Annotated in this window: 27 protein-coding genes; 17 read left to right on the top strand and 10 right to left on the bottom strand. The window is 69.5% G+C overall.

Annotation, left to right across the window (positions count from 1 at the left end; translation table 11 throughout):
* Positions 1-108: 108 nt before the first annotated feature.
* The 4 genes from ABEA24_RS16115 to ABEA24_RS16100 form a co-directional block, all read right to left on the bottom strand.
* Positions 109-1,038 carry an amino acid ABC transporter permease gene (locus ABEA24_RS16115; RefSeq protein ID WP_345431639.1) on the bottom strand — a complete coding sequence of 310 codons (930 nt, stop codon included), beginning with the start codon at positions 1,036-1,038 and terminating at the stop codon, positions 109-111.
* Positions 1,035-1,724 (bottom strand): amino acid ABC transporter permease, encoded by a 690-nt coding sequence (locus tag ABEA24_RS16110; RefSeq protein ID WP_345431638.1) that lies wholly within the window; start codon positions 1,722-1,724, stop codon positions 1,035-1,037. Before ABEA24_RS16110 ends, ABEA24_RS16115 begins: the two co-directional genes overlap by 4 nt.
* A 73-nt stretch (positions 1,725-1,797) precedes the next feature.
* Positions 1,798-2,652 carry a glutamate ABC transporter substrate-binding protein gene (locus ABEA24_RS16105; protein ID WP_345431637.1) on the bottom strand — a complete coding sequence of 285 codons (855 nt, stop codon included), beginning with the start codon at positions 2,650-2,652 and terminating at the stop codon, positions 1,798-1,800.
* Positions 2,653-2,729: 77 nt separating this feature from the next.
* Positions 2,730-3,512 carry an amino acid ABC transporter ATP-binding protein gene (locus ABEA24_RS16100; RefSeq protein WP_345431636.1) on the bottom strand — a complete coding sequence of 261 codons (783 nt, stop codon included), beginning with the start codon at positions 3,510-3,512 and terminating at the stop codon, positions 2,730-2,732.
* A 193-nt stretch (positions 3,513-3,705) separates the two neighbouring features.
* On the opposite strand from ABEA24_RS16100, the gene miaB reads away from it, so the two are divergent.
* Together miaB and ABEA24_RS16090 are read left to right on the top strand one after the other, a co-directional pair.
* Complete coding sequence (gene miaB / locus ABEA24_RS16095) at positions 3,706-5,196, top strand: tRNA (N6-isopentenyl adenosine(37)-C2)-methylthiotransferase MiaB (protein WP_345431635.1); 1,491 nt, start codon at positions 3,706-3,708, stop codon at positions 5,194-5,196.
* 78 nt (positions 5,197-5,274) lie between these two features.
* Positions 5,275-5,982 (top strand): class III extradiol dioxygenase subunit B-like domain-containing protein, encoded by a 708-nt coding sequence (locus ABEA24_RS16090; RefSeq protein ID WP_345431634.1) that lies wholly within the window; start codon positions 5,275-5,277, stop codon positions 5,980-5,982.
* A 365-nt stretch (positions 5,983-6,347) separates the two neighbouring features.
* Here ABEA24_RS16090 and ABEA24_RS16085 read toward each other — a convergent pair whose 3' ends face one another.
* A complete protein-coding gene (locus ABEA24_RS16085) occupies positions 6,348-6,584 on the bottom strand; it encodes an antitoxin (protein ID WP_345431633.1) in 237 nt (78 codons plus the stop codon).
* Between the two features lie 223 nt (positions 6,585-6,807).
* Positions 6,808-7,482: a carbohydrate-binding protein gene (locus tag ABEA24_RS16080; protein WP_345431632.1), complete on the bottom strand. Its 675-nt coding sequence runs from the start codon at positions 7,480-7,482 to the stop codon at positions 6,808-6,810.
* Between the two features lie 412 nt (positions 7,483-7,894).
* Here ABEA24_RS16080 and miaA point away from each other — a divergent pair, with 412 nt between their 5' ends.
* Together miaA and dapF are read left to right on the top strand one after the other, a co-directional pair.
* Positions 7,895-8,791: a tRNA (adenosine(37)-N6)-dimethylallyltransferase MiaA gene (gene miaA / locus ABEA24_RS16075; protein ID WP_345431631.1), complete on the top strand. Its 897-nt coding sequence runs from the start codon at positions 7,895-7,897 to the stop codon at positions 8,789-8,791.
* Entirely contained in the window at positions 8,791-9,606 is an 816-nt protein-coding gene (dapF, locus tag ABEA24_RS16070; protein ID WP_345431630.1) for a diaminopimelate epimerase, read from the top strand. Before miaA ends, dapF begins: the two co-directional genes overlap by 1 nt.
* 25 nt (positions 9,607-9,631) lie before the next feature.
* Here the strand turns inward: dapF and ABEA24_RS16065 are convergent, their stop codons facing one another.
* Positions 9,632-10,171, bottom strand: a complete 540-nt coding sequence (locus ABEA24_RS16065; RefSeq protein ID WP_345431629.1) for a GNAT family N-acetyltransferase — start codon at positions 10,169-10,171, stop codon at positions 9,632-9,634.
* A gap of 327 nt (positions 10,172-10,498) precedes the next feature.
* On the opposite strand from ABEA24_RS16065, the gene ABEA24_RS16060 reads away from it, so the two are divergent.
* The 4 genes from ABEA24_RS16060 to ABEA24_RS16045 all read left to right on the top strand — a co-directional run bounded on the left by ABEA24_RS16060 (position 10,499) and on the right by ABEA24_RS16045 (position 12,768).
* Positions 10,499-10,903 carry a hypothetical protein gene (locus ABEA24_RS16060; protein WP_345431628.1) on the top strand — a complete coding sequence of 135 codons (405 nt, stop codon included), beginning with the start codon at positions 10,499-10,501 and terminating at the stop codon, positions 10,901-10,903.
* A gap of 88 nt (positions 10,904-10,991) precedes the next feature.
* Positions 10,992-11,846, top strand: a complete 855-nt coding sequence (locus ABEA24_RS16055; protein ID WP_345431627.1) for a helix-turn-helix domain-containing protein — start codon at positions 10,992-10,994, stop codon at positions 11,844-11,846.
* Positions 11,843-12,013, top strand: a complete 171-nt coding sequence (locus tag ABEA24_RS16050) for a DUF397 domain-containing protein (RefSeq protein ID WP_345431626.1) — start codon at positions 11,843-11,845, stop codon at positions 12,011-12,013. The genes ABEA24_RS16055 and ABEA24_RS16050 overlap by 4 nt, the downstream gene beginning before the upstream one ends.
* Positions 12,014-12,309: 296 nt before the next feature.
* Complete coding sequence (locus tag ABEA24_RS16045; RefSeq protein ID WP_345431625.1) at positions 12,310-12,768, top strand: hypothetical protein; 459 nt, start codon at positions 12,310-12,312, stop codon at positions 12,766-12,768.
* A 52-nt stretch (positions 12,769-12,820) separates the two neighbouring features.
* Here the strand turns inward: ABEA24_RS16045 and ABEA24_RS16040 are convergent, their stop codons facing one another.
* Positions 12,821-13,411: a TetR/AcrR family transcriptional regulator gene (locus tag ABEA24_RS16040; RefSeq protein WP_345431624.1), complete on the bottom strand. Its 591-nt coding sequence runs from the start codon at positions 13,409-13,411 to the stop codon at positions 12,821-12,823.
* A 99-nt stretch (positions 13,412-13,510) separates the two neighbouring features.
* On the opposite strand from ABEA24_RS16040, the gene ABEA24_RS16035 reads away from it, so the two are divergent.
* The 4 genes from ABEA24_RS16035 (at position 13,511) to ABEA24_RS16020 (ending at position 17,519) form a co-directional block, all read left to right on the top strand.
* Positions 13,511-14,503 (top strand): ABC transporter permease, encoded by a 993-nt coding sequence (locus ABEA24_RS16035; protein ID WP_345431623.1) that lies wholly within the window; start codon positions 13,511-13,513, stop codon positions 14,501-14,503.
* A 207-nt stretch (positions 14,504-14,710) separates the two neighbouring features.
* The gene (locus ABEA24_RS16030; RefSeq protein WP_345431622.1) at positions 14,711-15,304 is read left to right on the top strand and encodes a TetR/AcrR family transcriptional regulator; all 594 of its coding nucleotides are present in this window, start codon (positions 14,711-14,713) and stop codon (positions 15,302-15,304) included.
* Between the two features lie 8 nt (positions 15,305-15,312).
* A complete protein-coding gene (locus ABEA24_RS16025) occupies positions 15,313-16,482 on the top strand; it encodes an acyl-CoA dehydrogenase family protein (protein WP_345431621.1) in 1,170 nt (389 codons plus the stop codon).
* Positions 16,483-16,484: 2 nt separating this feature from the next.
* A complete protein-coding gene (locus tag ABEA24_RS16020; RefSeq protein ID WP_345431620.1) occupies positions 16,485-17,519 on the top strand; it encodes an acyl-CoA dehydrogenase family protein in 1,035 nt (344 codons plus the stop codon).
* Positions 17,520-17,768: 249 nt separating this feature from the next.
* Here ABEA24_RS16020 and ABEA24_RS16015 read toward each other — a convergent pair whose 3' ends face one another.
* Positions 17,769-18,173 carry an ATP-binding protein gene (locus ABEA24_RS16015; RefSeq protein WP_345431619.1) on the bottom strand — a complete coding sequence of 135 codons (405 nt, stop codon included), beginning with the start codon at positions 18,171-18,173 and terminating at the stop codon, positions 17,769-17,771.
* Between the two features lie 154 nt (positions 18,174-18,327).
* On the opposite strand from ABEA24_RS16015, the gene ABEA24_RS16010 reads away from it, so the two are divergent.
* The 5 genes from ABEA24_RS16010 (at position 18,328) to ABEA24_RS15990 (ending at position 22,849) form a co-directional block, all read left to right on the top strand.
* The gene (locus ABEA24_RS16010; protein WP_345431618.1) at positions 18,328-19,140 is read left to right on the top strand and encodes a helix-turn-helix domain-containing protein; all 813 of its coding nucleotides are present in this window, start codon (positions 18,328-18,330) and stop codon (positions 19,138-19,140) included.
* A complete protein-coding gene (locus ABEA24_RS16005; protein WP_345431617.1) occupies positions 19,131-19,292 on the top strand; it encodes a DUF397 domain-containing protein in 162 nt (53 codons plus the stop codon). Before ABEA24_RS16010 ends, ABEA24_RS16005 begins: the two co-directional genes overlap by 10 nt.
* A gap of 130 nt (positions 19,293-19,422) precedes the next feature.
* The gene (locus tag ABEA24_RS16000) at positions 19,423-20,397 is read left to right on the top strand and encodes an ABC transporter permease (RefSeq protein WP_345431616.1); all 975 of its coding nucleotides are present in this window, start codon (positions 19,423-19,425) and stop codon (positions 20,395-20,397) included.
* Positions 20,394-21,203, top strand: coding sequence for an ABC transporter permease (locus ABEA24_RS15995; protein WP_345431615.1), 810 nt, complete (start codon positions 20,394-20,396; stop codon positions 21,201-21,203). Before ABEA24_RS16000 ends, ABEA24_RS15995 begins: the two co-directional genes overlap by 4 nt.
* Positions 21,200-22,849 (top strand): ABC transporter family substrate-binding protein, encoded by a 1,650-nt coding sequence (locus ABEA24_RS15990; RefSeq protein ID WP_345431614.1) that lies wholly within the window; start codon positions 21,200-21,202, stop codon positions 22,847-22,849. The genes ABEA24_RS15995 and ABEA24_RS15990 overlap by 4 nt, the downstream gene beginning before the upstream one ends.
* Before the next feature lie 728 nt (positions 22,850-23,577).
* On the opposite strand, the gene ABEA24_RS15985 is transcribed toward ABEA24_RS15990, so the two are convergent.
* The gene (locus tag ABEA24_RS15985; RefSeq protein WP_345431613.1) at positions 23,578-24,522 is read right to left on the bottom strand and encodes an FAD-dependent oxidoreductase; all 945 of its coding nucleotides are present in this window, start codon (positions 24,520-24,522) and stop codon (positions 23,578-23,580) included.
* Positions 24,523-24,527 lie beyond the last annotated feature (5 nt).

The raw sequence follows: 24,527 nt of genomic DNA, 5'->3' as shown, positions 1-24,527 counted from the left end.
GCAAACAGGACGCTGATGGGACCTCGAACGGTGACTTGACGCTCACGATCATGAAAAGCAAACGGGCCGGTGGAAGACCACCGGCCCGTCGACGTTCCGTCGGCTCGGCTAGGCCGACATGACCTCGCCGGACAGTCCCGCGCCGAGCGTCTTGGCGGAGGTCTTCCGGCTGCGCCGGCTCCGCTTCTCCAGCCACGTGGCCAGGTAGCTGAGCGCCAGGTTCATCGCGATGTACAGCAGCGCGATCACCATCGCGGCCGGGATGAGGTTGCCGTACTGGGTGGGGATCTGCCGGTAGCCCGTGTTCAGCAGGTCCTCGTACGAGATGATCCAGCCCAGCGCCGAGTCCTTCAGCAGGACGACGAGCTGGCTGACGATCGCCGGCATCATCGCGGTGGTGGCCTGCGGGATGAGGATGAGGCGCATCACGCCGCCCTTGCGCAGGCCGATCGCGTACGCGGCCTCCGACTGGCCGCGGGGCACCGCGTTGATGCCCGCACGGAAGATCTCCGCCAGCACGGAGCCGTTGTAGAGCATCAGGGCGATGACCAGCGCGGTGAACGCGGTGACCTCGGGGAACTCACGGTTCAGCGCGTTGGCGATCGTCGGCGGCCCGCTGAAGACGAAGAAGATCAGGATCAGCAGCGGGATGGCACGGAAGAACTCGATGACCGCCGCGGCCGGGACCCGGATCCACTTGTGGTCGGACATCCGGCCCAGTCCGAAGAACACGCCGAACACGAGGGCGAGCACGGCCCCGGCGAACGCCGCCTTCAGCGTGCCGGCCATCCCGGGGAGGATGAAGTCCGTCCAGGTCGAGCCCTGGATGAACGGCTTCCACAGCTTGCCCTGAAGCTGTCCTTCTTTGTCGAACCGCGCGACGACGACGTAGATGATCCCGAGGATGACGATCGCCGCGACGAGCGTCAGGATGTTGTTCCGCAGCCGCGCCTTCGGGCCCGGCGCGTCGAACAGGACGGACGCCTGGGCCTTCTTGGCCCGCCGGGGCGCCGGCTTGGTCTCCGTCATCGTGCTCATCGCGCCACCGCCAGTCGCTTGGCCAGCCAGTTGAAGAAGAAGCCCGTCGGCAGGGTCAGGCACATGAAGCCGACCGCGAAGCCGATAAAGATCGGCAGCGTGGCGCCGTACTGCTCGAACATGTCCTTCATCAACGAGGCGGCCTCGTAGTAGCTGGCGACCAGGACCACCGTGGTGTTCTTGATCATCGCGATCATGACGCTGCCGAGCGGCGCGATGACCGCGCGGAAGGCCTGCGGCATGATCACCATGCGCAGCGACTGGGTGAAGGTCAGCCCGATCGCCCGCGCCGCCTCCGCCTGCCCCATCGGCACGGTGTTGATACCGGCCCGCAGCGACTCGGCCACGAAGGCCGCGGTGTAGAACGACATGCCGATGACCGCCAGCCAGAAGAAGTTGACGGTCGACGTATTGGAGATCCTGAACTTCAGCGTGTCGCTGAGCCCGAGACTGCAGAACAGCAGCACCAGCGTGAGCGGGGTGTTCCGCAGCGTGTTGACGTAGAACGCGCCGGCGATCCGCAGCACCCGGACGGGCGAGACGCGCATCGCGGTGATGAGCGTGCCGATCAACAGCGACAGGATGCCCACCGTCACCGAGATCCGGATGTTCGCCCAGAACGCCGACAGGAGCTTGTCACCGTTGTCCGCCAGCGGACTGAAGTCGAGGAGTACGTCCCAGTTCATCTCACTCCTACCCTCTTACGAGCGGCGCCGGTGGGCCCGTGCGACCCACCGGCGCCGATCCCGTGCCTGCGGCTCAGCTGCAGCCTTCCGGGCTGGGCGCGGTCGCGTCGAAGGGCAGGTTCGCCTTGGCGAACCACTTCTCCCACAGCTGCTTGGCGGTGCCGTCGGAGTACATGGCCTTGATGGCGTCGTTCACGGCGTTGCAGGTCTTGGTGTCGCCCTTCTTGAGGCCGACGCCGTACTTCTCGTCGGTGAACGGCGCGTTGACGACCTTGACCGCCGAACCCTCACGGACGGCGAAGCCGCCCAGGATGGTCGCGTCGGTGGAGACCGCGTCGACCGAGCCGCCCTTGAGCTTGGTGATGCACTCCTCGTAGCCCTGGGCCGGGACGGTTTCCGCGGCGACCTTCACGTTCAGCTTGTTGGTGCCCTCGGTGATGTTCTTCCAGGAGTTCGACCCGGACACCGCGCACAGCTTCTTGCCCTTGAGGCCCTGCACGCTCGTGATCGAGCTGTCGTTGCCCCGGACCATGAGGTCCTGGTGGGTGACGACGTACGGGCCGCCGAAGGTCACCTTCGGCTTACGGGCGTCGGTGATCGAGTAGGTGGCGATGATCATGTCGACCGTGCCGTTCTGCAGGAAGGTCTCCCGGTTGGCCGACCGGGCCTCCTTGAACTCGATCTTGCTGTCGCTCTTGACGCCGAGCTTCTTGGCGATGTACTTCGCGACGTCGACGTCGAAGCCCTCGACCCCGTTGGTGGTCTTCATACCGAGAGCGGGCTGGTCGTACTTGACGCCGATGACGATCTTCTTGCCGTCCTTGGCCTTGTCGACCACCGTGGTGCTCTTCTTCGCCGCACACCCGGAGATGCCCGCCGTGGCGACCGCAAGCGCGGCGGCGACGACGCCGAAATGACGTACTCGCATGATCTTCCCCTGCTGCTGTTGTGGAGAACCGCTCCCCGCGGTTCCTCGGGTCTAAGTCCGTCGAGATCGTGAGCGCGTCAGTGCGTAAGGATCTTCGACAGGAAGTCCTTGGCACGGTCGCTCCGCGCGTTGGTGAAGAACTCCCCGGGGGTGTTCTCCTCCACGATCTGGCCGTCCGCCATGAACACGACCTTGTTGGCCGATGCCCGGGCGAACCCCATCTCGTGGGTCACGACGACCATCGTCATGCCCTCGGCCGCCAGATTGATCATGACGTCGAGGACCTCTTTGACCATCTCCGGGTCGAGGGCCGAGGTGGGCTCGTCGAAGAGCATCACCTTCGGCCGCATCGCGAGGGCCCGGGCGATCGCGGCGCGCTGCTGCTGCCCGCCGGAAAGCTGCGCGGGGTACTTCTCGGCCTGTGAGGCGATGCCCACCCGCTCGAGGAGCTCCATCGCGCGCTGCTCGGCCTCGGTCTTGTCCGCCTTCCGGACCTTGATCGGGCCGAGCGTGACGTTCTGGAGGATCGTCTTGTGCGCGAACAGGTTGAAGGACTGGAAGACCATCCCGACGTCGGCGCGCAGCTGCGCGAGGGCCTTGCCCTCCGCGGGCAGCGCCTTGCCGTCGATCCGGATGGTGCCGTCGTCGATGGGTTCGAGCCGGTTGATCGTGCGGCACAGCGTCGACTTGCCGCCTCCGGACGGGCCGATCACGACCACGACCTCGCCACGATGGATGGTGAGATCGATGTCCTTGAGGACATGGAGTTCGCCGTAGTACTTGTTGACGTTCTCAAGCACCACGAGCGGTCCGCCGCCACTCACCTCGGCCTCCCGGGCCTCCTTGCCGCTCTCCGTCATGTGCGCAAAGCGTACGTCAAACGCCTGCGGTAACCGCAAGGATGATGTACCGATCCGATCACGTTGCATCTCGTGCCTGCCTGCGGCGGGACATATCCGGCGCGCCGAAGTCGATCTTGAATGGCCGGGCGTACGGCGGCCGGCGTCGCGGAGTCTCCGTCCGCCGCCCGGCGCGCGTACTCTTTCCTATGAGATGAGCGCGCCCACGACATTCGACGACCAGCCCCGCACGTACGAGATCCGCACGTACGGGTGCCAGATGAACGTGCACGACTCCGAGCGGCTCGCCGGGCTGCTCGAGGACGCCGGCTACGCCCGCGCCGACGACGGCACGACGCCCGACGTCGTCGTCTTCAACACCTGCGCGGTACGGGAGAACGCCGACAACCGGCTGTACGGCAACCTCGGCCACCTGCGGCCGGTCAAGGAGGGCCACGCCGGCATGCAGATCGCGGTCGGCGGCTGCCTCGCGCAGAAGGACCGCGACACGATCGTTAAGCGCGCCCCCTGGGTGGACGTCGTCTTCGGCACCCACAACATCGGCTCGCTGCCGGTGCTGCTGGAGCGCGCCCGCGTCCAGGAAGAGGCGCAGGTCGAGATCAAGGAAGCGCTCGAGACGTTCCCGAGCACCCTGCCGACCCGGCGCGAGTCCCCGTACGCCGCGTGGGTGTCGATCTCGGTCGGGTGCAACAACACCTGCACCTTCTGCATCGTGCCGTCGCTGCGCGGCAAGGAGAAGGACCGCCGGCCCGGCGAGATCCTCGCCGAGGTCGAGGCGCTGGTCGCCGAGGGCGTCTGCGAGATCACCCTCCTCGGGCAGAACGTCAACTCCTACGGGGCCGAGTTCGGCGACCGGGGCGCGTTCGCCAAGCTGCTGCGCTCCTGCGGAGAGATCGACGGGCTGGAGCGCGTCCGGTTCACGTCCCCGCACCCGCGCGACTTCACCGACGACGTGATCGCGGCGATGGCCGAGACGCCCAACGTCATGCCGTCGCTGCACATGCCGCTGCAGTCCGGGTCCGACCCGGTGCTCAAGGCGATGCGGCGCTCCTACCGGCAGGACCGCTACCTCGGCATCATCGAGCGGGTCCGCGCCGCCATCCCCGACGCCGCGATCACCACGGACATCATCGTCGGCTTCCCGGGCGAGACCGAGGAGGACTTCGAGCAGACGCTGCACGTGGTGCGCGAGGCACGGTTCTCCGGCGCGTTCACGTTCCAGTACTCGAAGCGGCCCGGCACGCCGGCGACGGAGATGGACGGCCAGGTGCCCAAGGAGGTCGTCCAGGAGCGGTACGAACGCCTGATCGCGCTGCAGGAGGAGATCTCCTGGGCGGAGAACAAGAAGCAGCTCGGCCGCACCCTCGAGGTGCTCGTGGCCGAGGGCGAGGGCCGCAAGGACCAGCGCACGCACCGCATGTCCGGTCGGGCGCCGGACAACCGGCTCGTCCACTTCGGCCTCGGCGAGGGACAGACCGAGGTGCCCCGGCCGGGTGACATGGTCACCGTCGACGTCACCTACGCCGCCCCGCACCACCTGGTCGCGGACGGACCCGTCCGCGCCGTCCGGCGCACCCGGGCGGGCGACGCCTGGGAGCGGCGCACCGCCGCGCCGAAGGGCGTGCCGCTCGGCATGCCGGGCATCGGCCGCCCCGCGACGCCGCCGGTCTCCTCCTGCCCGTGACCGCGCTCTCAGGGGCGGTTGCGTGCTGATCTCCGCCGGTGTCCTCTTGGCCGTGACCGTCCTGCCCGGGGTGGCGACGTGCTGATCTCCGCCGCGGTCTGCCCGCATCCGCCGCTGCTCGTTCCCGAGGTGGCGAGCGGAGCGGCGGCCGAGCTCGACGGCCTGCGGACGGCGTGCGGCGAGGCCGTACGCCGGCTCGGCGACACCGACCTCCTCGTCGTGGTCGGCTCCGGGCCGCGCACCCATGACTTCGGCGCCGAGGCGGCGGGCACCCTGCGCCCGTACGGCGTCGACCTGACGATCGGACCGGGCGAGCCCGTGCTGCCGCTCTCCCTGACGATCGGCCGGTGGCTCATCGGCGACCGGGCGGCGGCCTACCGGAGCGTCGCGTTCCGGAGCGTCGCGTTCTGGAGCGTCGCCGAGGACGCCTCCACTGCGGAGTGCCTCCGGCTCGGCGCGGAGCTCGCGGATCTCGCCGGCACCGTCGCGCTCCTGGTGATGGGCGACGGGTCGGCGTGCCGTACGCAGGCCGCCCCCGGCTACTTCGACGCGCGGGCAGCGGGATTCGACGCGGCGGTGGCGACGGCGCTGGCAGGCGCGGACCGGACCGCGCTCACCGGGCTCGACGCCGGCCTCGCCGCGGAGCTGCGGGCGGCCGGGCGTGCGCCGTGGCAGGTCCTCGCCGGGGCGGCCGGAGACACCCCGTTCGACGCGGAGCTGCTGGCGGACGAGGCCCCGTACGGCGTCGGGTACCTGGTCGCGAGCTGGGTCCGCCGCGTGCCATAACGGCAGCAGCCCTTTCCGCCGGCCGGCAGTGGGCTATGCCCGCCTGCAACCCGCTGCCCCCGTGCCCACCTCCGCCGCGCCCACAGCCAAGGGCCGCCTGCGCAGCCGCCGCACCCGCTCGGGCCTGCTCAACGGCGCGCCGACGAGGTCGGCGCCCCGGCGGTTCTTCGGGCGGCCCGGCACGCTCTATCGGTCGGCAGCGGGTCACGCCGGTCGGCGGCGGGCTGTGACAGTCCGGTATTGGAATGCGATGCCCCCGCCGTCCGCTCTGTCGGCCGGCAGCGGGTCACGCCGGCCGGCGGTCGGCTATGACGGCCCGACAGGCGGCAACGAGGCCGCAGCGGGCCGTGCCGGTCGGCGGCGGGCTATGACGGCCGGCCGCCCATCGGATCGGAGCCACCTGGGCTGCCGTGGTCCTCGGGCTCGCGTTCGCCGCCCGAGCGGTCCACGAATCGCCGTGCCTGCTCCTGAGCCGTGTCGATCTGACCGGAGTACTTCCCGCCGGTCTTGCGGTCGGCCATGTCGCCGGCCTTCTCGATCGCGTCATCCACCTTGTCGCCGTGCTGACTGAGAAGGTTCTTCACCTTGTCCATGAAGGACATCCGAGCTCCCCTGAGGCCTCATGTCGGGACACCGGCCCTCGGCGCCCCTATCGGCGATCTGCCCCATATCCGGCAGGGGAATCCCATCGGCGGCGACCCGCGCTCAAGAGTGATCTGCGTCTCGGTGACGCTCTGGCCTGCGTCGATGTGGCGAGAACGAGTGCGCTCGGCTCCGGAACCGGCCGGAGCCGAGCGCATCACCGCGGCGCGGGAGGGCGTCGTGTCAGCAGGAGCCGTTGTCGGTCCAGACGTTCTGCGCGTTCGCGCCGGGCACGTCACCTTGGGTCCACCACTTGGCGGTCCAGCGGTGGCCGTTGTACGACACGCTCGCCCCGCCGGTGTAGGCCGTGCCGGAGTTCCAGGCCGGCAGCCCGGCGCAGCCCGTGCTGCCGCCACCGCCGCCGATCTGGTTGACCGCCTGCTGGGCTTCGGCCATGTGCTGCTGGTAGGCGCCGTTGATGTAGGTCGTCCACGGTGTCCAGTCGTTGCCGGACGAGGAGATCCGGTAGGCGGCCTGCGCGGCGCCGTTCGGGTCGAACGCCTGGGCGTCGGACACCTCGGAGTGCCAGTACGAGTTGATCTGCCACAGTCCGCGGTCACGGCTGCAGTCCGAGTCGACCAGCACCGCGCGGGTCCAGCCGCTGCTCTCGGCGAGCGCCACGGCCACCGAGACGACCAGCCCGTTGCCGGTGAAGCCGTTGTTCTTGGCGGTCTGGGCGATTTGTACGGCGGTGAAGTGGTCGCCGGCGAGTGTGCTGGTCACCGTGCAGGTGTCCGCGGGACGAGCCGAGTGGCGGGCGGCACCGGGCGGGATGGTGCCGGCTTCCGCCGCCGTGCCGGTCAGGGTGGTGAGAAGGGCTGCGGCGAGCAAGCCGGGGAGCCACGTGCGAAGCAGCATCGATCCTCCAGGGGCGGGGTGCGGGAGATGGCGGGGGCACCGCCGTGCGGTGTCGGCGGGCTGACGCATGCACGTGATGGCCGGCCACGGCCGGCCTGAGAGGGGTCGGAGGGCAGGGTGACCGGGAGCGCTCCGGCAGACTCTTAAGAAAGTTTCCTAAAAGTCGCCTCGATGGTAGACCGCCTCCGTTCGGCCGACAAGCAGTCATGACGCTCGGTCCGGGGGAACTTGACCGGTCTACCTCGCGTGCTGGGCCTGTCCTCAGGGGGAGCGGTGATCAGCCGGATAAGAGGCGTCCTGATCCCGCCCGGGAGCCGATCCGAAACGCGGTCAATCCGCCGCAGACTCACGGTCCGAAGTCCGCTCGCTCGTATGGAGGAAGCACATCGGAGGAAACGGCAGAATTAAGCGGATGGGGGAGACGAAGGTGATCGCCGTGGTCGGGCCGACCGCTGCGGGCAAGTCCGACCTCGCGGTCGAGCTCGCCCTGCGGCTCGACGGCGAGATCGTGAACGCCGACTCCATGCAGCTCTACCGCGGCATGGACATCGGCACCGCCAAGCTCAGCGAGCCGGAGTGGCGCGGCGTGCCGCACCACCTGCTCGACGTGTGGGACGTCACCCGTACGGCCAGCGTCGCCGAGTACCAGGCGCTGGCGCGCGGCGCGGTGGCCGAGATCCGCAGGCGCGGCCGGCTGCCGCTGCTCGTCGGCGGCTCCGGCCTGTACATCCGGGCCGTCCTGGACGACCTGGAGTTCCCCGGCACCGACCCGGAGCTGCGGGCGCGGCTGGAGGACGAGCTCGCCGAGCACGGGCCCGCCACCCTGCACGCCCGGCTCGCCGGCCTCGACCCGGCCGCCGCCGCGTCGATCCTGCCGAGCAACGGCCGTCGCATCGTCCGGGCCCTCGAGGTGATCGAGATGACCGGCCGCCCCTTCACCGCCTCCATGCCGTCGTACGCCGACACCGGCGACTCGGTTCAGCTGGGTCTGACGGTGCCCCGGCCGGAACTCGACGAACGCATCGCCGTACGCGTGGAGCGGATGTGGAAGGCCGGGTTCGTCGACGAGGTGCGCCGCCTCGAGCCGGAGGGGCTGCGCGACGGGCTCACCGCGAGCCGGGCGCTCGGCTACGCCCAGGTCCTGCAGTTCCTGTCGGGGGAGTGGACCGAGGAGCAGGCGAAGCAGGAGACGATCCGGGCCACCCGGCGGTTCGCCCGCCGCCAGGAGTCGTGGTTCCGCCGCGACCCCCGCGTGCGGTGGATCCCCTACGACGCGCCGGTCGAGACGGCGCTGGATACGATCGGGTAATGCGCTTCGTGAAGGGGCACGGCACGGAGAACGACTTCGTGATCGTGCCGGACCCCGATGGCTCGCTCGACCTGACGCCGTCCCTCGTGGCCGCCCTGTGCGACCGGCGCGCGGGCATCGGCGCCGACGGCGTGCTGCGCGTCGTGCGCTCCAAGGCGCTGGGCCGCGACGACCTCGGTGCCGAGTGGTTCATGGACTACCGCAACGCCGACGGCAGCATCGCCGAGATGTGCGGCAACGGCGTGCGTGTCTTCGCGCGCTACCTGGTCGACGCCGGCCTGGCCGCCCCCGGCGACCTCGCCGTCGGGACGCGGGCGGGCGTACGCCCGGTGAGCCTGGGCGCGACCGGCGACGTGACCGTGGACATGGGCGCCCCCGAGGTCCTGGGGAAGGGCCGGGCGGTCGTCTCCGGCCGGTCGTACGCCGGGCTGCGGATCTCCATGGGCAACCCCCACCTGGCCTGCGCGATCGACGAGCCGGTCGCCGGCCTCGACCTGACGCACGCCCCCGGTTTCAACGCGGCCGCCTTCCCCGAGGGCGTCAACGTCGAGCTGTTCCGGCCGCTCGGCGACGGCCGGGTCGAGATGCGCGTCCACGAGCGGGGATCGGGCGAGACGCGCTCCTGCGGTACGGGCACGGTCGCGACGGCCGTGGCCGCCGCCCATGCCGAGGGACGAACGACGGGCACCTGGGAGATCGCCGTACCCGGCGGCGTCCTCACGGTCATCCTGGACGGCACGACGAGCTTCCTGCGCGGCCCGGCGGTCCTCGTCGCCGAGGGTGAGCTGCGCCCCGACTGGCTCGCCGCCCGCTGACGCCGGCCGGCGGCCGCGGCCGTCCTCAGATCCTCGTACTTCGGGCGATGCGGTACAGCACGCTCGGGCGCAGTGGCCCTTCGGGCGCGATGGGGTCGTCGAAGTCGTCGGCAGGGTTGCGGGTCATGCCGATCCGGCGCATCACCGCCTGTGAACGGAGGTTGGTGGTCGTTGTCACGGCGAGGATCTCGGGAAGTTCAAGGGTGTCGAAGCCGTAGGCCAGGACCGTCAGCGCGGCCTCGGTGGCGTAGCCCTTGCCCCAGGCCGGGCGGGCGAGCCTCCAGCCGATCTCCACTCCGGTGAACGGCATGCCGGCATCCACCTGGTCCAAGCCCGCGAAGCCGATGAACTCGCCCGGGGCCTGCACCTCAACCGCCCACCACCCGTAGCCCCGCCGGTCGAACTCGGCCTGGAACAGCGCCACGGAGGCATCGCTCTGTTCGCGGGTGAGCAGGTCGCCCAAGTGCTCCCGAACCTCGGGATCGGCGTTCATCGCCGCCCATGGTTCAAGGTCGGAGGCACGCCATCGACGGAGGGTGAGGCGATCGGTACGCAGTTCGGCCATGCCGCCCAGCCAAACGTGAGCTCTGACCTCGGTGCAATCCCTTTTTCGGCGGTTGATGCGCGGATGCCTCGCGGAGGGTCTCGGCATCGACGTGTCCACGCCCACACCGCGCACCCGCGCTGACGCCGCAGGGGACGTCACGGCCTTCGCCCCGATTTGCCTTTGTCATCGGCCATAATCTGCCGACGAACAGCGATCGGAGGTCGGATGGTCTCGCCTCGTCGTGTCGGGTGCTGGCTGTTGACAGCGACCGCATGCGCCGTCTTCCTGTGCGTGGCGCTCGTCGTATGGTCCGTGCTCACCTGGGACCCTAGAGGGGGGCCCGACGTGCCGGATCCGCGGGCCTGTCCGGGCAGCAACGTCTCCCTCGCCGAGGCCGCAGGGCACTTCGGGTTCACGATCCCGGCCGACGCGACCGAGGTTCACTTCTCCTCCGACCTGCATCCCTTCTTCGGCGAGTACAGCCTCCAAGCCTCTTTCCAGACGACGCCCGCCGGACTGCACGCCTTCCTGTCCACGGCTGGCCTGGCAGAACCCGCGGCAGATCACTCCTCGGATTATCAGCCGTCCGTGGACGGACCGAGCTGCGGCTTCGGGTCGGCCTCCTTCTCCGCTCCGCGCTATTGCGAAGACGACCCGGAGACCAGTACCAAGCCGTTCCAACGCCAAGTGGCAGTGGACCGAGCCGACACGGCCCGACCCCGCGTGGTTTTGTCCGCCTTGGATGTTTGACGTCGCTGCCGCCGGGACGGCGGCGGATGAACGTTCAGTCGCTCCGGATCCGTATACGCGATGACACGATGAGTGACATTGTCGGGTCATGCCCTCCCGGAACATCCCGTCCGTGCGCCTGCGCCGGATCGGCTCGGCGCTGCGCAAGGCACGCGAGGACTGTGGGATGACCGTGGGCACGGCCTCGCGCCGGTACGGCCGGTCCATGGGCTGGCTCAGCACCCTGGAGAACGGCTTGCACCCCATCGATCGCCAGGAGTTGGCCGATCTCCTCGACTTCTACGGTGTCCCGGATGGTCCACTGCGGGAGTCCCTGCTGCACTTGGCCACCCACGATCCAGGAAAGAACTGGGAGCGTATGCGAGAGGGCCGGATCTCCGCGGCTGCCCTCGACCTGGCAAGCCTCGAAGAGGACGCCGATCTGATCCGTACCTTTCAACCTTGCTTGATTCCCGGCTTACTTCAGGTACCCGAGTACACTCGCGCCCTCATCGCGGTGGGGCCTCCCAGCGCAAGACGGCATTGCCGGGCTCTGGTCGCCTTTCGGATGCACCGTCAACGGGTACTACACCGTGCTGATCCGCCACGATATGTGGCGGTCATCGGCGAGGCCGCTCTGCGCCATCGCGTAGGCGACGCTCCGGTGATGAACGCCCAGATCCGCCGACTGGCCGAAGCTGCCAGGTCAGAAGCCATAGAGATTCGGATCCTCCCCGAGTCCGCCGGGGCCTATCTCTGGCTGGCCGGGCCGTTCGATCTGTTCAGGCTGCGTCCGCCAGGACGGCTCAGCGTTACGGTCGTCGAGCAGTTCACGAAAAGTGTCTTCGTAGACGACGAAGCGGAGGTCGCCGAGCACGAGGAGATCTTCGCCAAACTGCTCGCCGTTTCGCTGGACAGAGGGCTGTCACTGGAACTGATCGAGCGGATAGCTTCAATCCCATGAACACTTCTCTGCCGACCGGCTACCTCTGGCGTAAGAGCAACCGCAGTGGCGGAAACGAGGGCAGCTGCGTGGAGGTGGCCGCCGCCTGGCGTAAGAGCAGTCGTAGCGGTGGAGATGAAGGCAGCTGCGTCGAGGTAGCAGCCATCTCGATCGGTCACCGGGACTGATTCCGGGCTCGCGGCTTAATTAGGCCGCCGTATGTAGTCGGTTGCCGCCGGGCGCGGGGCTGTCAGCGGGTCAACGCGCGGATGCCCTCGCGCAGGGTGTCGGCGTCGACGTCCTCCAGGATGACGTGCTGCAGGACGAAGCCCGGCACGAGGCAGAACAAGGTGGCGCCGAGGGCGAGCTGCGCCCCGAATGGCCTGCCGCCCGCTGATCCATCCCGTATCGCCGTGTCCGGTCTCAGGCCTGACCTGTATGTACGGCGGTGACTGAATCGTCCGGTCGCTGTACGGTACGGCTCATGATCAGTACCGGAAGGCGTCTGCTGCCGCTGGCCACCGCCGTGATTCCAGCCCTGACGCTGACGACCATGCTGGCCTCGGCCGCGCCGGCGAGCGCGGCGGGCGCGTCATGCGGGTCCAGATACGCGCTGCGCAGCACCCATTCGATCTACGTGAGCTCGAAGGTCCGCGGCTACCTCAAGGTTTACTACAACTCCTCCAACGGCTATAACTGCGCGCTCGCCGTCCGTCAGGGATCGACGTCGCTCTACAACATCAAGCTCAAGCTCTGTGTCTACAACGCGACCCGGACCAAGTACGGCGACTGCAGGTACGACGGTTACGGCAAGAGGAACCACTCGTACGCCGGGCCGCTCTACGTCCACGCGCCCCGTCGGTGCCTCTACGTGTACGCCTTCATCAACACCAACGGCACGAGCAAGGGCGACATCACCGGAAGGAAGGTCCACTGCGGTTAGTCGTCGAGCCACGGCCGCCGGTCGACAGCGGTGAAGCGTCCCTGAAGGAACATCAGCCTCCGGTCAGCGCGCGGATGCCCTCGCGCAGGGTGTCGGCGTCGATGTCCCGCATGGTGAGTCGCTGGAGGATGAAGCCCGGCATGAGGCAGAACAGCGTGGCGCCGACGGACCAGGGGTCGGCGTCGGCGGGCAGGCGTCCCGCGTCGCGCATCCGCTCGGCGAGCTTCACCCACCACTGACGGGTGTCGTCGAACAGCTCGCGGACGACCGGGCCGACCGCCGGGTTGTACATCGCCTCGACCCATATGGCAGGTGCGACGCAGAGCGCGCCGTCGTCCACCAGCAGGGTCTCGATCCGTTGGACGAGCCGGCCGATGACCTCGTCCAGCGAGGGCAGGGTGTCCTCGCTGAGGATCTCCTTCAGCAGGCCGGCCATGATGCCGTGGTTCTCCGCCCCGATGGCGCGGATGATCTCCTCTTTGCTCTTGAAGTAGCGGTAGACGGCGCCCGCCGACAGACCCGACTCCTTGAAGACGTCCTGCATGGACGTCTGGTGGAAGCCCTTGCGGCCGAAGCACAGCCGAGCCGCGTCGAGGATCTGCTGGCGGCGCTGTTCGAGGTGCTCCTCGCTGACCTTGGGCATGGGCCCATAGTAAAACGAGCCTTCGTTTTGACAAAACCGACGAGCGCTGTGATGGTGAGGCCGTAAAAGAACGAACATCCGCTTTATTGGAGTTGGACGATGAAGACCTCCCTCCGCGCCGTCCTCGTGGGGGTGGTGGCCGTTGCCGTGCAGGCGCTCATGGTGACCGCCTTCGCCTGGCCTGCTGCTCACATCGCGCCCCGCCACGTGTCGATCGTCGTGGCCGGCCCCGCCTCGGCCGGCGCCTCCGTCGCGCAGCGACTCGACGCCGAGCACCCCGGGGCGTTCGAGGTGAAGCGGCGGCCCGACGAGGCCGCCGCCCGGCGGGCACTGGCCGACCGAGAGGCGTACGGCGCCATCGTGGTCACACAGAGCGGGCCGCGGGTGCTCGTCGCCTCCGCCGCGAGTCCGACCGTCGCGCAGCTGCTCACCCAGATGTCCCAGCAACTGTCCGGAGTCCGGGTGCCGGCCCCACAGGACGTCGTACCGGCGGATCCTGACGACCCGCGAGGGGCCGCGTTCGGCGCTCTCGTACTGCCGCTCGTCATTTCGAGCATTGCCTGCGGGGTCCTGCTGACCCTGCTGGTCGGTTCTGCGGAATGGCGGGGGATCGGCGTGGTGGTGTTCGCGGCCGGAGCGGGGCTCCTCACCGCCACGATCTTGGCGGTTGGCCTGTCGGTGGTGCCGGGCTCGTACGTGGCCGTCGCCGGGGTGGTGGGGCTGACCAGCCTCGCGGTGGCGAGCACCCTGGCCGGGCTCGCCGCGCTGCTCGGCCGGGCCGGGATCGTCCTGGGCGTGGCCATCATGATGCTTCTCGCCAACCCCCTCTCGGGCGTCACCTCGGCCCCTGAGCTGCTGCCCCGGCCGTGGGGGACGATCGGCCAGAACATGCCGGCCGGGGCGGGCGGCACGCTCCTGAGGTCGGCCGCGTTCTTCGACGGTGCACGGGCGGGCGGCCCGCTCACGGTCCTCCTGGTCTGGTCCGCGGCCGGTCTCCTCCTGATCGGCGCCGGAGCGCTGCGCAACCGCCGGGTCCGGTCGGGAAACGCTCCCGAACGGCACACTCCCGCACCCGTCCCCGCCGGCTCCTGACCCGGCCCCGGGCCCCGGGCGCATTCGGGGAGTCATTCAGCGCTCCTGCGCCGCCGGCACTCCCGGCCCGAAACTCCGCGTCGCCTCGCCCGCACGACCCCGTACCATCGCGCCGCCCGGCATCACCGCGCCGGGCGGCGCTGTCGTGTCACACGTGAGCGCGCCGACTTGTCGATTACCGAATCGGTTTCGGTTACGATGTGCGCCATGACCCCCGTGAAGCGCCAGGCGCGCGCCGAGCGCACCCGCGCCGCGCTGCTGACGGCCGCCCGGGAGGTGTTCGAGGAGCGCGGCTTCCTCGACGCCAAGATCAGTGAGATCTGCGACCGGGCCGGCGTCGCGTACGGCAGCTTCTACACGCACTTCGCCGACAAGGACGCCATCTTCGCCGAGCTGATCGACGAGATGCTGAACGGCCTGCTCGCCGTGATGCGGGCCGAGCCGCTGAACGGCGACGGCCCCACGGCGCGCATCGCCGGTGCCAACCGCGCCTACCTGCGCGCCTACCGGGACAACGCCCGGCTGATGGCGGTCTTCGAGCAGGTCGCCACGTTCTCCCCGGCGATGCGCGAGACGTACCTGCGGGCGTGGGGGGTCTTCTACGACCGGCAGGAGCGCGCCATCCGGGAGTGGCAGCAGGCCGGCCTGGTCCCCGAGGACGTCGACCCGCGTACGGCCGCGGTCGCGCTCGCGACGATGATCGGCCGGACGGCGTACACCTGGTACGTCCTCGGCCGGCCCCACGACGACGGCGACGTCGAACAGCTCACCCGGCTGTACTGCCGGGCGATCGGCATGTAGGAGGCAGCGTGGACTTTCGCGACACACCCGAGGAGGCCGCGTTCCGCGCGGAGCTCCGCTCATGGCTCGAGGAGAACGCGTCCCGCCGCGCGATCGAGGGGGGCCGGGGCGACTTCGACGAGCAGCGGGCGTGGGGCGGCCGGCTCTACGCGGCCGGCTACGTCGGGCTGACCTGGCCGGAGGAGTTCGGCGGCCGCGGCCTGTCCCCGACCTACCAGGCCATCTACCTGGAGGAGTCGGCCCGCGCCGACGCCCCCGGGCACCCGGGCGTCATCGGCCTGAACATGGCCGGCCCGACGATCATCGCCTGGGGCACCGACGAGCAGAAGCAGCGCTACCTCAAGCCGCTGCTGTCGGGCGAGGAGATCTGGTGCCAGGGCTTCTCCGAGCCCGGCTCCGGCTCCGACCTGGCCGCCGGCCGCACCAGCGCCGTCCTCGACGGTGACCACTGGGTGGTCAACGGGCAGAAGGTCTGGTCGTCCTACGCGCATAAGGCCGACTGGTGCATCCTCGTCGTCCGTACCGACCCGGACGCGCCCAAGCACGCCGGGCTGTCGTACCTCATCGTCGACATGCACGCGCCCGGCGTGACCGTACGGCCGCTGCACCAGATCACCGGCGACCCGGAGTTCAACGAGATCTTCTTCGACGACGTCCGGGTGCCGCGCGAGTCGATCCTCGGCCGGCCCGGTGACGGCTGGAAGGTCGCGATGACCACGCTCCTCCACGAGCGCGGCACGCTCGGCTTCGCCCTGTCCGCGGAGCTCGAGCGCATGGTCAACCACCTGGTCGACCTGGTACGGCAGCCGGGTCCGGACGGCCGGCGGCCCGCCGACGACCCCTTGATCCGCGACGCCGTGGCCCGCGAGTGGATCGAGATGCAGTCGCTGCGCTTCACCAACTACCGGGCGCTCACGACCCTGCTGGAGACCGGGATCCCCGGCCCGGAGGGGTCGGGCGTCAAGCTCGCCTGGAGCGAGGCCAACCAGCGTCTGACCTCGCTCGCCCAGTCGGTGTTCGGCCTGCACGCCCAGGTCACCGGCGATGAGGCGCCGTGGAACGGGTTCTGGCAGTACTGGCAGCTGCGGGCCCGGGGCAACACGATCGAGGCGGGCACCTCGGAGATCCTGCGCAACATCATCGCCGAGCGGGTCCTCGGCCTGCCGAAGGGACGTTGATCATGGACTTCGCGTTCTCCGAAGAGCAGGAGCAGCTGCGCGGCTTCGCCCGCGACTTCCTCGCCGACCGCTATGACGACGTCGATCTGGCGCGGCTCGCCGACTCCGAGACCGGCGTCGACGCCGAGGTGTGGCCGAAGCTCGCGGAGATGGGCTGGCTCGACGCCGAGCTGACCTTCCTCGACCAGGCCGTGCTGCTGGAGGAGACCGGCTACCGGCCGCTCGCCGCGCCGTACTTCTCCACCGCCGTCCTCGCGGCTCCCGCGCTCGACGACGAGACGGCCAAGCGGGTCGCGGAGGGCGGGCTGACGGCCACGCTGGCGTGGGCCGAGCCGGGCGTGCCGCAGGGGCTGCTGGACCCGGCCCGTGCGACGGTCTCCGGCGGGCGGCTCACCGGCGAGAAGATCCTCGTGCCGGACGGCGCGACGGTCGACCTGTTCGTCGTCACGGCCGCCGACGGGCTCTACGCCGTGGAGGCCTCCGCGGCCACGGTCACGCCGCACCGCACGCTGGACGGCACGCGGCGGCTGGCGACCGTACGGTTCGACGGCGCCCCCGCGCGCCCGCTGGCGAGCGGGGACGCCGCCGCGGAACTGCTCGGCCGGATCCGCGACCGCGCGTACGCTGCGGCGGCCCTGGAAGCGGTCGGCGTCGCCCAGCGCGCGCTGGACCTGCTCGTCGCCTACGCCAAGGAACGCAAGCAGTTCGGCAAGCCGATCGGCGTCTACCAGGCCGTGTCGCACAAGGCGTCCGACGTCTACGTACGGCTCCAGGAGGCCCGTTCGCTGGCCTACTGGGCGGCGTGGTGCGTCGCCGAGGACGACCCGATGGCACGCCAGGCCTGCCTCGCGGCCAAGGCCTTCGCGGCGGAGGCGGCGGTCTTCGCCTGCGAGAACGCCATCCAGGGGCACGGCGGCATCGGCTTCACCTGGGAGCACGTACTGCACCGCTACTACAAGCGCGCCCAGTGGCTCGCCGCGTTCGACGGCCCCGCCCGCGACCAGCACGCCGAGATCGCGGCCTTCCTCCTCGACTGAAGCCCTTCACTTCTGGAACTGGACGGCCAAGCCGCTTCGCGAGTCCGGGCTCAAGTGCCGGCCCTTGCGGAAATGACAGGCCTCGCACGTTATTGTGCGAGGCCTGTCGTTTTCGCGGGGTCTCCGTCGGCGATTGACGTCATCTTATCGAAATAAGTCGCTAAAGCTGTATTTCGCTGTGGTCGTACGGGCGTGCCGCTTGAAGCGCGATCGCGATCTGCTGTGAGGGGCTGTGGGGAGCTCCGGTCGTCACTCGAGAATCAGGCACTCGCACCATACGATTTTTCCACCCGAGTGCAACGTTTCATATCCCCAGTCCTTCGAGAGGGCCTGGACGAGAACGAGTCCGCGGCCGTTCTCGTCATCGTCCGAGGCTGTGCGTCTATGCGGTGATTCGTCACTTCTGTCCCACACTTCTATCAGCAGCTTCTCCGAGAACGTCGATAGACAGAGGTAGATCGACGAACCCGTCTCGCTCCGCCCGGCGCGCAGGGAGCCATTGAGGCCTCCGGTGGCCTTCACCGCATTGGTCACCAGCTCGCTGACCAGGAGCTCCGCAGTCTCGATCATGGTCTCCAGCCGCCAGGTGCGCAACGCCCACCGCGTGTACGCCCGGGCACGCCCCGCCGCACTTGGCAGTGCGGCGATGAGCATGCAGCTCGAATGAGGTGAAGATGGCATCTCTTACGCCTTCCTGACGGTGAGAGATTTCCCCTCCCACGTCTACCTGGAGAGACGTAGTCTCGACCCAAAGACCCGGTTACCGTGAGCGCGAGCGCCCGGTCTGTGAGGCGGTTGTGAGGGAGCTGTGAGGTTCAATGATGGCCGTACCTGGTTGGAGTACTTCGCCGCTGAGTTACGTTCATGGCGTGAGTATCGGAAGATGAGCCAGCTTCAGCTGGCTCAGGCGATCAATTATTCGGAGTCCGCCGTCGGGATGGTGGAGACCGCGCGACGGAAACCGAAAACGGATTTCGTCAAACGCTGCGACGACGCCCTGGAAACCGGCGGGGCGCTCAAACGGCTGCTGAAAGAACTCGTCGAACGCGAGTTGATCCCAGACTGGCTCGACCGATGGAGAATCATCGAAGAACAGGCGACGGCCCTCAACTGGTTCGAGGCGCTCCTCGTCCCGGGGCTGCTGCAGACTCCCGACTACGCCCGCGCAGTGTTCGAGAAGAGCGGCCAGCCGGCGTCGCTGGACATCGAGACACAGGTGCGCACCCGGCTGGAACGCCAGCGGATCCTCACCCGCGACGACCCGCCGATGTTCGTCGCGGTGGTGGACGAGGGCGTTCTCCACCGGGCCATCGGCGGGCCGACGGTCATGCACGAGCAGCTCATGCATCTCGTCGAGCTGTGCGAGACGCGCTCGGACATCGTCGTCCAGGTGATCCCCAGGGACGCCGGCGCGTACGCCGGCCTCGCCGGGCCCTTCGTCATCGCGACGATGGACGGGGACGAGTTCGTGTACCTCGACACCGCGCTGTACGGCCAGTTGGCCGAGAGCGCGGAGGACCTGGCGATCGTGAAACGGATGTGGGAGTGCCTTCGAGCCGAGGCGCTCCCGCGTCAGGCATCTCTCAACCTCATCAAGGAAGTGGCCAAGAAATGGACGTGATCTGGCGAAAGTCGACCCGGAGCAGTGGCAACGGCGGCGCGTGCGTCGAGGTGGCGACGTGGCGCAAGTCCGCGCGCAGCGGCGGCAACGGCGGCAACTGCGTTGAAGTGGCGCGCGTGACCGTGCGCCGGGCCGCCGACCGTAGGAGCTGAGGCGGCGGCGGGTGGGGCGGCGGCTCCACCCGCCGATCGGCGTGCCTGCGGACATCTCGGTGATTGCCTGCGCGAAGAGTGATGAGTCGATAACTTCTCGTGGTCGGGTCGATTCGCGGAGGAGGTGTCCATGGCGGGCGTCCTGCTGCGCAGGCTGGCCGGTCAGGTGCTCCTCGTCACCGTCGCGGTCGGCCTCGCCTACCTCCTCGCCGCCACGGCGCTCGACCCCCGGGCGGAGCTGGAGGCGCGCAATCCGCCTCCGCCGCCTTCCGCTGTCGAGAAGCGGCTCGACGAGCTGAACGCGAACGACCGGACGCCGCTGTTCACACGCTTCCTCACGTGGGTGTCCGGTGTGCCGCGCGGCGACCTCGGCGCCACCCTGGACGGCACTCCGGCCGGGGTGCAAATGCGTCGGCGGATCGGTGCCAGCCTGCGCCTGCTGCTGGCGGGCGTGCTTCTGGGTAACGTCCTCGGGGCCGTGCTCGGCGTCGTCGGCACACTCGGCCGGCACGTCGACCGCCTGGTCACGGCCGGCACCTTCACGGTCCTGGCCGTCCCCGCCGTCGTCCTGGCCGTCCTCGCCCAGGCGGCGGCGCAGTGGGTGAACTCCCGGACCGGAACGAGGATCTTCGCCTGGACGGGCGAGTACACCCCCGGCGGCACGGGCGGGTCCCCGCACCACCTCACCGAACGCCTCCAGCACCTCGTGCTGCCGACGCTGACGATCGCACTCGGCCGGGCCACCGTCGTCGGCCGTTACCTCCGCGGCACCCTGCGCGACACCGCCGGCGCGGCCTTCGTCCGGGCCGCCGTCGCCAAGGGACTGACCCGCCGCAGAGCGCTGATCCGGCACGCGCTGCGCGTCGCGGTGATCCCCGTGGTCCCGCTGTCGGCGTACGGGTGCGCGACCCTTCTCGCCGGGGCCGCCTGCACCGAGAAGGTCTTCGGCTGGCACGGCATGGGGGAGTGGCTGATCGACTCCATCCATCGCGGCGACGTCAACGCGGTCGCCGCGTACTGCTGCTTTGCCGCCGTCGTGGTCCTGTGCACCGGGCTGCTGTCCGACCTCGCGGTCACCGTCCTCGACCCGAGGTCCCACGCGTGAGGACGTACGGACGGCCCCTGGCCGGGTTCGCTCTGCTCGCACTGCTCGGGGTGCTCGCGGGCGCCGGGCCGTACCTCACCCGGTGGAGTTGGACGGACGTCGACGTCACCGCGTTCGGCGATCCGCCCTCGGCGGATCACTGGCTCGGAACGACGGCGAGCGGCCGGGACGTGTACGCGGTCGCGCTGCGCGCCCTCCGCCGGTCGCTGGTCATCGGCCTGCTCGTGGCGGCGGGCGCGACGGGCCTGGCCGCGGTCACGGGAGCGGCCGCCGGATACGTCGGCGGGTGGGCCGACCGTCTCCTGCGGTGGGTCACCGATCTGCTGCTGGTGTTCCCGCCGTTCCTGATGGCCGCGGTGGTGTCGCGGGCGTTCACCGGGCAGGTCGCGACCGCCCTCCTGCTGACCGGCCTGATGTGGATGATGACGGCGCGAGCGGTCCGGGCCGCGACGCGCTCCCTGCGCGACGAGGGGTACGTCCTCGCGGCACGCCAGCTCGGCGCGTCGGCACCGAGGATCGTCCTTCGCCACCTGCTGCCGAACCTGACGTCGCTGTTGCTCGCCGACGCCACGCTGAACACCGGCGCGGCCGTCGTCGGCGAGTCGGGTCTGTCCTACTTCGGCTTCGGCGTCCGCCCGCCGGACGTCTCCCTGGGCACGCTCCTCGCCGACGGAGCACCGGCCGCGACCGTCTTCCCGTGGCTGTTCCTGCCCCCGGTGATCCTGCTGGTCCTCATTCTGCTCGCCGTCGACCTGGCCGGGGCCGGGCTGCGCGGCGCATCGAATCCGTTCCGGGAGCGCGGATGACGCTCATGCGACTTGTGGCCGTCCTCATCGTCCTGAGCGGTTGCACCGATGCCCGTCCCGGCGCGCCGCCCGCCCTCACCCCGTACGACATCGGCCGGGCACCGCGTGCCGCCGTACGGGAGGGCGGCACCCTCCGCCTGGCGACCGCCGAGTTCCGAACCCAGTGGAACTACTGGCACCTCGGCGGCCCGAACCTCGACGCGGTCACGGTCCTGCGCACGACGATGCCGTGGCTGTTCCGCGGCGACGCGAACGGCGCGGTCCGCCCCGACCCGGACTACCTGGCCGACGCGCGGATCGCCCGGACACGCCCGCACCAGGTCGTCGTGTACGACATCAACCCGAAGGCCCGCTGGTCCGACGGCACGCCGATCGGCTACCGGGACTTCCAGGCCCTCTGGCGGGCGGCCCGCGGCCGGAACCCGGCCTTCCCGATCGCCACCTCCACCGGGTACGACCGGATCCGCAGCGTCGGACGCGGGCGCGACGACCGGCAGGTCGTGGTGACCTTCGCCCGGCCGTTCGGCGAATGGCGCGAACTCTTCAGCCCCCTCTACCCGGCCAGGACGATCGGCACGCCGGACCGGTGGGACCACGCCTGGCTGAACCGGCTCCCCGTCACCGCAGGGCCCTTCCGGCTCGAACGGATCGACCGGACCGCCGAGGCCGTCACGGTCGTCCGAGATTCGGCCTGGTGGGGCGCCAGACCGAGACTCGACCGGATCGTCTTCCGCCACCTCGCCCGCGACGCCATGCCCGGCGCCCTGCTGAGCGGTGAGATCGACGGCTTCGACGCCGGCGCCGACGCCACGGCGTACCGGCGCGTCGCGGGGACCGCCGGCGTGTCGGTGCGGCGGGCGGCCGGGCCGGACTTCGTCCAGCTCACCTTCAACGGCGCCGGCCCGATGCTGTCGGACCCGGACGTACGCCGGGCGGTCGCGACGGCCATCGACCGCGCCGCCGTCGCCCGATCGGCACTGCGCGGCCTCGGCGGACGCGCCGACGTCATGAACGACCACGTGTACGTCAACACCCAGCAGGGCTACCGGGACAACGCCGGGCAGGTGGGAGCGTACGACCCCGGCCGGGCCCGGCGGCTGCTCGACCGGGCGGGCTGGACCCCGGCCGGGGGAGTCCGCCGGAGGAACGGACGGACGCTGACCCTCCGCTACCTCTTCCCGGAGAGCGCGGCGGTGAGCAGGCAGAGCGGCGAGCTGATCCAGGCGATGCTGCGCGAGGTCGGCGTGCGCCTGCTGCTCCGTCCGGTCCCCGACGGCGATTTCTTCGACCGGTACCTCGTGCCGGGCGCCTACGACCTCGCGCCGTTCACCTGGCACGGCACGCCGTTCCCGATCTCCAACCTGGAGTCGGTGTACGCCCGGCCGCGCGGCGATATCGTCCGGCAGAACCTCGCCCGGATCGGCTCCGCCCGGCTCGACCGGACGCTCGCCAAGGCCGTCGGCGAACTCGACCCCGTACGGGCCCGGCGCACGGCGAACGAGGCGGACCGGATGATCTGGGACGAGGTCCACTCGCTACCGCTGTACCAGCGCCCGCGGATCGTCCCGGTCCGCGCCTCCCTCGCCAACTGGGGCGCCTTCGGCCTCAGCGACCCGATCTGGACCGACGTCGGCTTCCGGAAGTAGCCGAACCGCTGCTCGTCCGCAGATGGCTCTCTCGCCTCCGGTGACGGCCGCCCCTACGATGGGCCGATGACCGGGACCCTGCTCCCTGTGGATGTTGACCTCTTCGACGTGACCGGCTTCGCCTGCTGGAGGTCGAAGCGCTGCACTGTCGCCCAGGGACGAAGCGGCCAGGGACCGCTTATGGGACCAAGCGGTCCAGGCCAACCCGAGCCTGTTCGACGGTCCAGTGGTGGCGTGTGCGGGAATTGAGTGGGAGAGGCCGCACAGTCTTGTCCTCTCTTGGGCGCGAGTGACCTACCGGCACTACGCCCTGCGTCGGGTCCCAGGCCATGAGGTGGCGGACCTGGAGGGTACGCACGTGGACTACCTGGCGCCGGTCGTGCGCCGGTATGCACTCCAGCGAGACGCCTGAGCCACATCGGAACCTCGACAAGATCCACCCCGAATGCCTCACCGGAGCGGATTACGCGACATTCTTCCGTCCGGGGCGACTGCCCTCGTTCTGCGCTTTCTCGCCACGCGGCAACTTTCCCGCCTGAGGGCATACCGCAAAACAAGGGGCCTCACCCGTCGGCGACATCCAGGCGTTATGTCGGGTCTCGCTTCGGCCGCAGCCCGGGGAAAGTTGCTCGCTCGCCTACACGACGAGAATGGATCAATATTGTCGATACGCGACCAACGTTGGTTGCCGCGGCACTGAGAGATGACAGAGATGACCTGCCGGCGCCCTAGTTGGGATCATCGATGATTCGGGAGACAGCCTCGGCGCATCCCCAGGAGAGGGTGACGCCGGCTCCTCCGTGGCCATAGTTATGGATCAAGCGAGCGCCGGCTGATACGGCGGTCTCTTGGACTCGGACGGATGGTCTTGTGGGACGGAAGCCGACGCGATGGTCGATGACCTGCGCGTCCGCGATAGCAGGGATGACGGCGGCGCAACGAGCCACGATGCTCCGTGCGCGGTTGGCGTTACGGCCTCCACCCAGGTCGTTGTCTTCTGCCGTACCGCCCAAGACGGCCGTTGAGCCATGGGGGTATATGCAGCAGAGTTCAGCGGACAGACCAGTGTCTTCGGAGAAGAACTCGTCAATTCCTGGGTTCTTGATGATCACGATCTCTCCGCGAATCGGGCGCAGATCATGATCCGGTACTAGTTCCTTCGCGCCCAGCCCAGAGCAATTGACGACGGCTTCGGCGACAGGGGCTTCTTCCAGCGTGTGTACGGGCCGGATCTCGATCGTCCCGCCCGCGGTGACGAGCCGTTGGTGAAGGTAGGAAAGGTAGACCGGCATGTCGATCACGGGGACGGTGTACCGGAAGCCGTCGACGAAGCCGTTCGGGAGGTCTCCCCAACGCTCCATGTTGGGGACGAGGGACGCCCACGGCGGCTCTGCCATCGGCCGGCGGGAGGCTTCGATTCCGGTGGTCATACGCACGCCGGTTCTCGGGTCCTCAGCCAGCTTCCTGAACTCGATCAAGCTCTGACGACTCCATTCGAGGACCCTGTCCCAGGGCTCGACGAGGTAGGGACCCCAGATGGCGCCGGCAGCAGCTGACGTGGTTCGGTGCGGTGGCTGGGCAGTCCAGATCACGACCTTGCGGCCCGTCTCGGCGAGACGAACCGCCGTCGTCAGACCGGACACCCCGCTGCCGATCACTATCACGTCCGCCACGATCC

The organism is Actinoallomurus vinaceus, from assembly GCF_039542055.1.
In the GTDB taxonomy this organism is placed as follows: Bacteria; Actinomycetota; Actinomycetes; order Streptosporangiales; family Streptosporangiaceae; genus Actinoallomurus; species Actinoallomurus vinaceus.
This window is presented reverse-complemented; position numbering and strand designations above follow the sequence as displayed.

Coding starts and splice junctions, on each gene's coding strand:
- ABEA24_RS16115 (WP_345431639.1), bottom strand. CDS start 1,038: ATGAGCACGATGACGGAGACCAAGCCGGCGCCCCGGCGGGCCAAGAAG.
- ABEA24_RS16110 (WP_345431638.1), bottom strand. CDS start 1,724: ATGAACTGGGACGTACTCCTCGACTTCAGTCCGCTGGCGGACAACGGT.
- ABEA24_RS16105 (WP_345431637.1), bottom strand. CDS start 2,652: ATGCGAGTACGTCATTTCGGCGTCGTCGCCGCCGCGCTTGCGGTCGCC.
- ABEA24_RS16100 (WP_345431636.1), bottom strand. CDS start 3,512: ATGACGGAGAGCGGCAAGGAGGCCCGGGAGGCCGAGGTGAGTGGCGGC.
- miaB (WP_345431635.1), top strand. CDS start 3,706: ATGAGCGCGCCCACGACATTCGACGACCAGCCCCGCACGTACGAGATC.
- ABEA24_RS16085 (WP_345431633.1), bottom strand. CDS start 6,584: ATGTCCTTCATGGACAAGGTGAAGAACCTTCTCAGTCAGCACGGCGAC.
- ABEA24_RS16080 (WP_345431632.1), bottom strand. CDS start 7,482: ATGCTGCTTCGCACGTGGCTCCCCGGCTTGCTCGCCGCAGCCCTTCTC.
- miaA (WP_345431631.1), top strand. CDS start 7,895: ATGGGGGAGACGAAGGTGATCGCCGTGGTCGGGCCGACCGCTGCGGGC.
- dapF (WP_345431630.1), top strand. CDS start 8,791: ATGCGCTTCGTGAAGGGGCACGGCACGGAGAACGACTTCGTGATCGTG.
- ABEA24_RS16065 (WP_345431629.1), bottom strand. CDS start 10,171: ATGGCCGAACTGCGTACCGATCGCCTCACCCTCCGTCGATGGCGTGCC.
- ABEA24_RS16055 (WP_345431627.1), top strand. CDS start 10,992: ATGCCCTCCCGGAACATCCCGTCCGTGCGCCTGCGCCGGATCGGCTCG.
- ABEA24_RS16050 (WP_345431626.1), top strand. CDS start 11,843: ATGAACACTTCTCTGCCGACCGGCTACCTCTGGCGTAAGAGCAACCGC.
- ABEA24_RS16045 (WP_345431625.1), top strand. CDS start 12,310: ATGATCAGTACCGGAAGGCGTCTGCTGCCGCTGGCCACCGCCGTGATT.
- ABEA24_RS16040 (WP_345431624.1), bottom strand. CDS start 13,411: ATGCCCAAGGTCAGCGAGGAGCACCTCGAACAGCGCCGCCAGCAGATC.
- ABEA24_RS16035 (WP_345431623.1), top strand. CDS start 13,511: ATGAAGACCTCCCTCCGCGCCGTCCTCGTGGGGGTGGTGGCCGTTGCC.
- ABEA24_RS16030 (WP_345431622.1), top strand. CDS start 14,711: ATGACCCCCGTGAAGCGCCAGGCGCGCGCCGAGCGCACCCGCGCCGCG.
- ABEA24_RS16020 (WP_345431620.1), top strand. CDS start 16,485: ATGGACTTCGCGTTCTCCGAAGAGCAGGAGCAGCTGCGCGGCTTCGCC.
- ABEA24_RS16015 (WP_345431619.1), bottom strand. CDS start 18,173: ATGCTCATCGCCGCACTGCCAAGTGCGGCGGGGCGTGCCCGGGCGTAC.
- ABEA24_RS16005 (WP_345431617.1), top strand. CDS start 19,131: ATGGACGTGATCTGGCGAAAGTCGACCCGGAGCAGTGGCAACGGCGGC.
- ABEA24_RS16000 (WP_345431616.1), top strand. CDS start 19,423: ATGGCGGGCGTCCTGCTGCGCAGGCTGGCCGGTCAGGTGCTCCTCGTC.
- ABEA24_RS15990 (WP_345431614.1), top strand. CDS start 21,200: ATGACGCTCATGCGACTTGTGGCCGTCCTCATCGTCCTGAGCGGTTGC.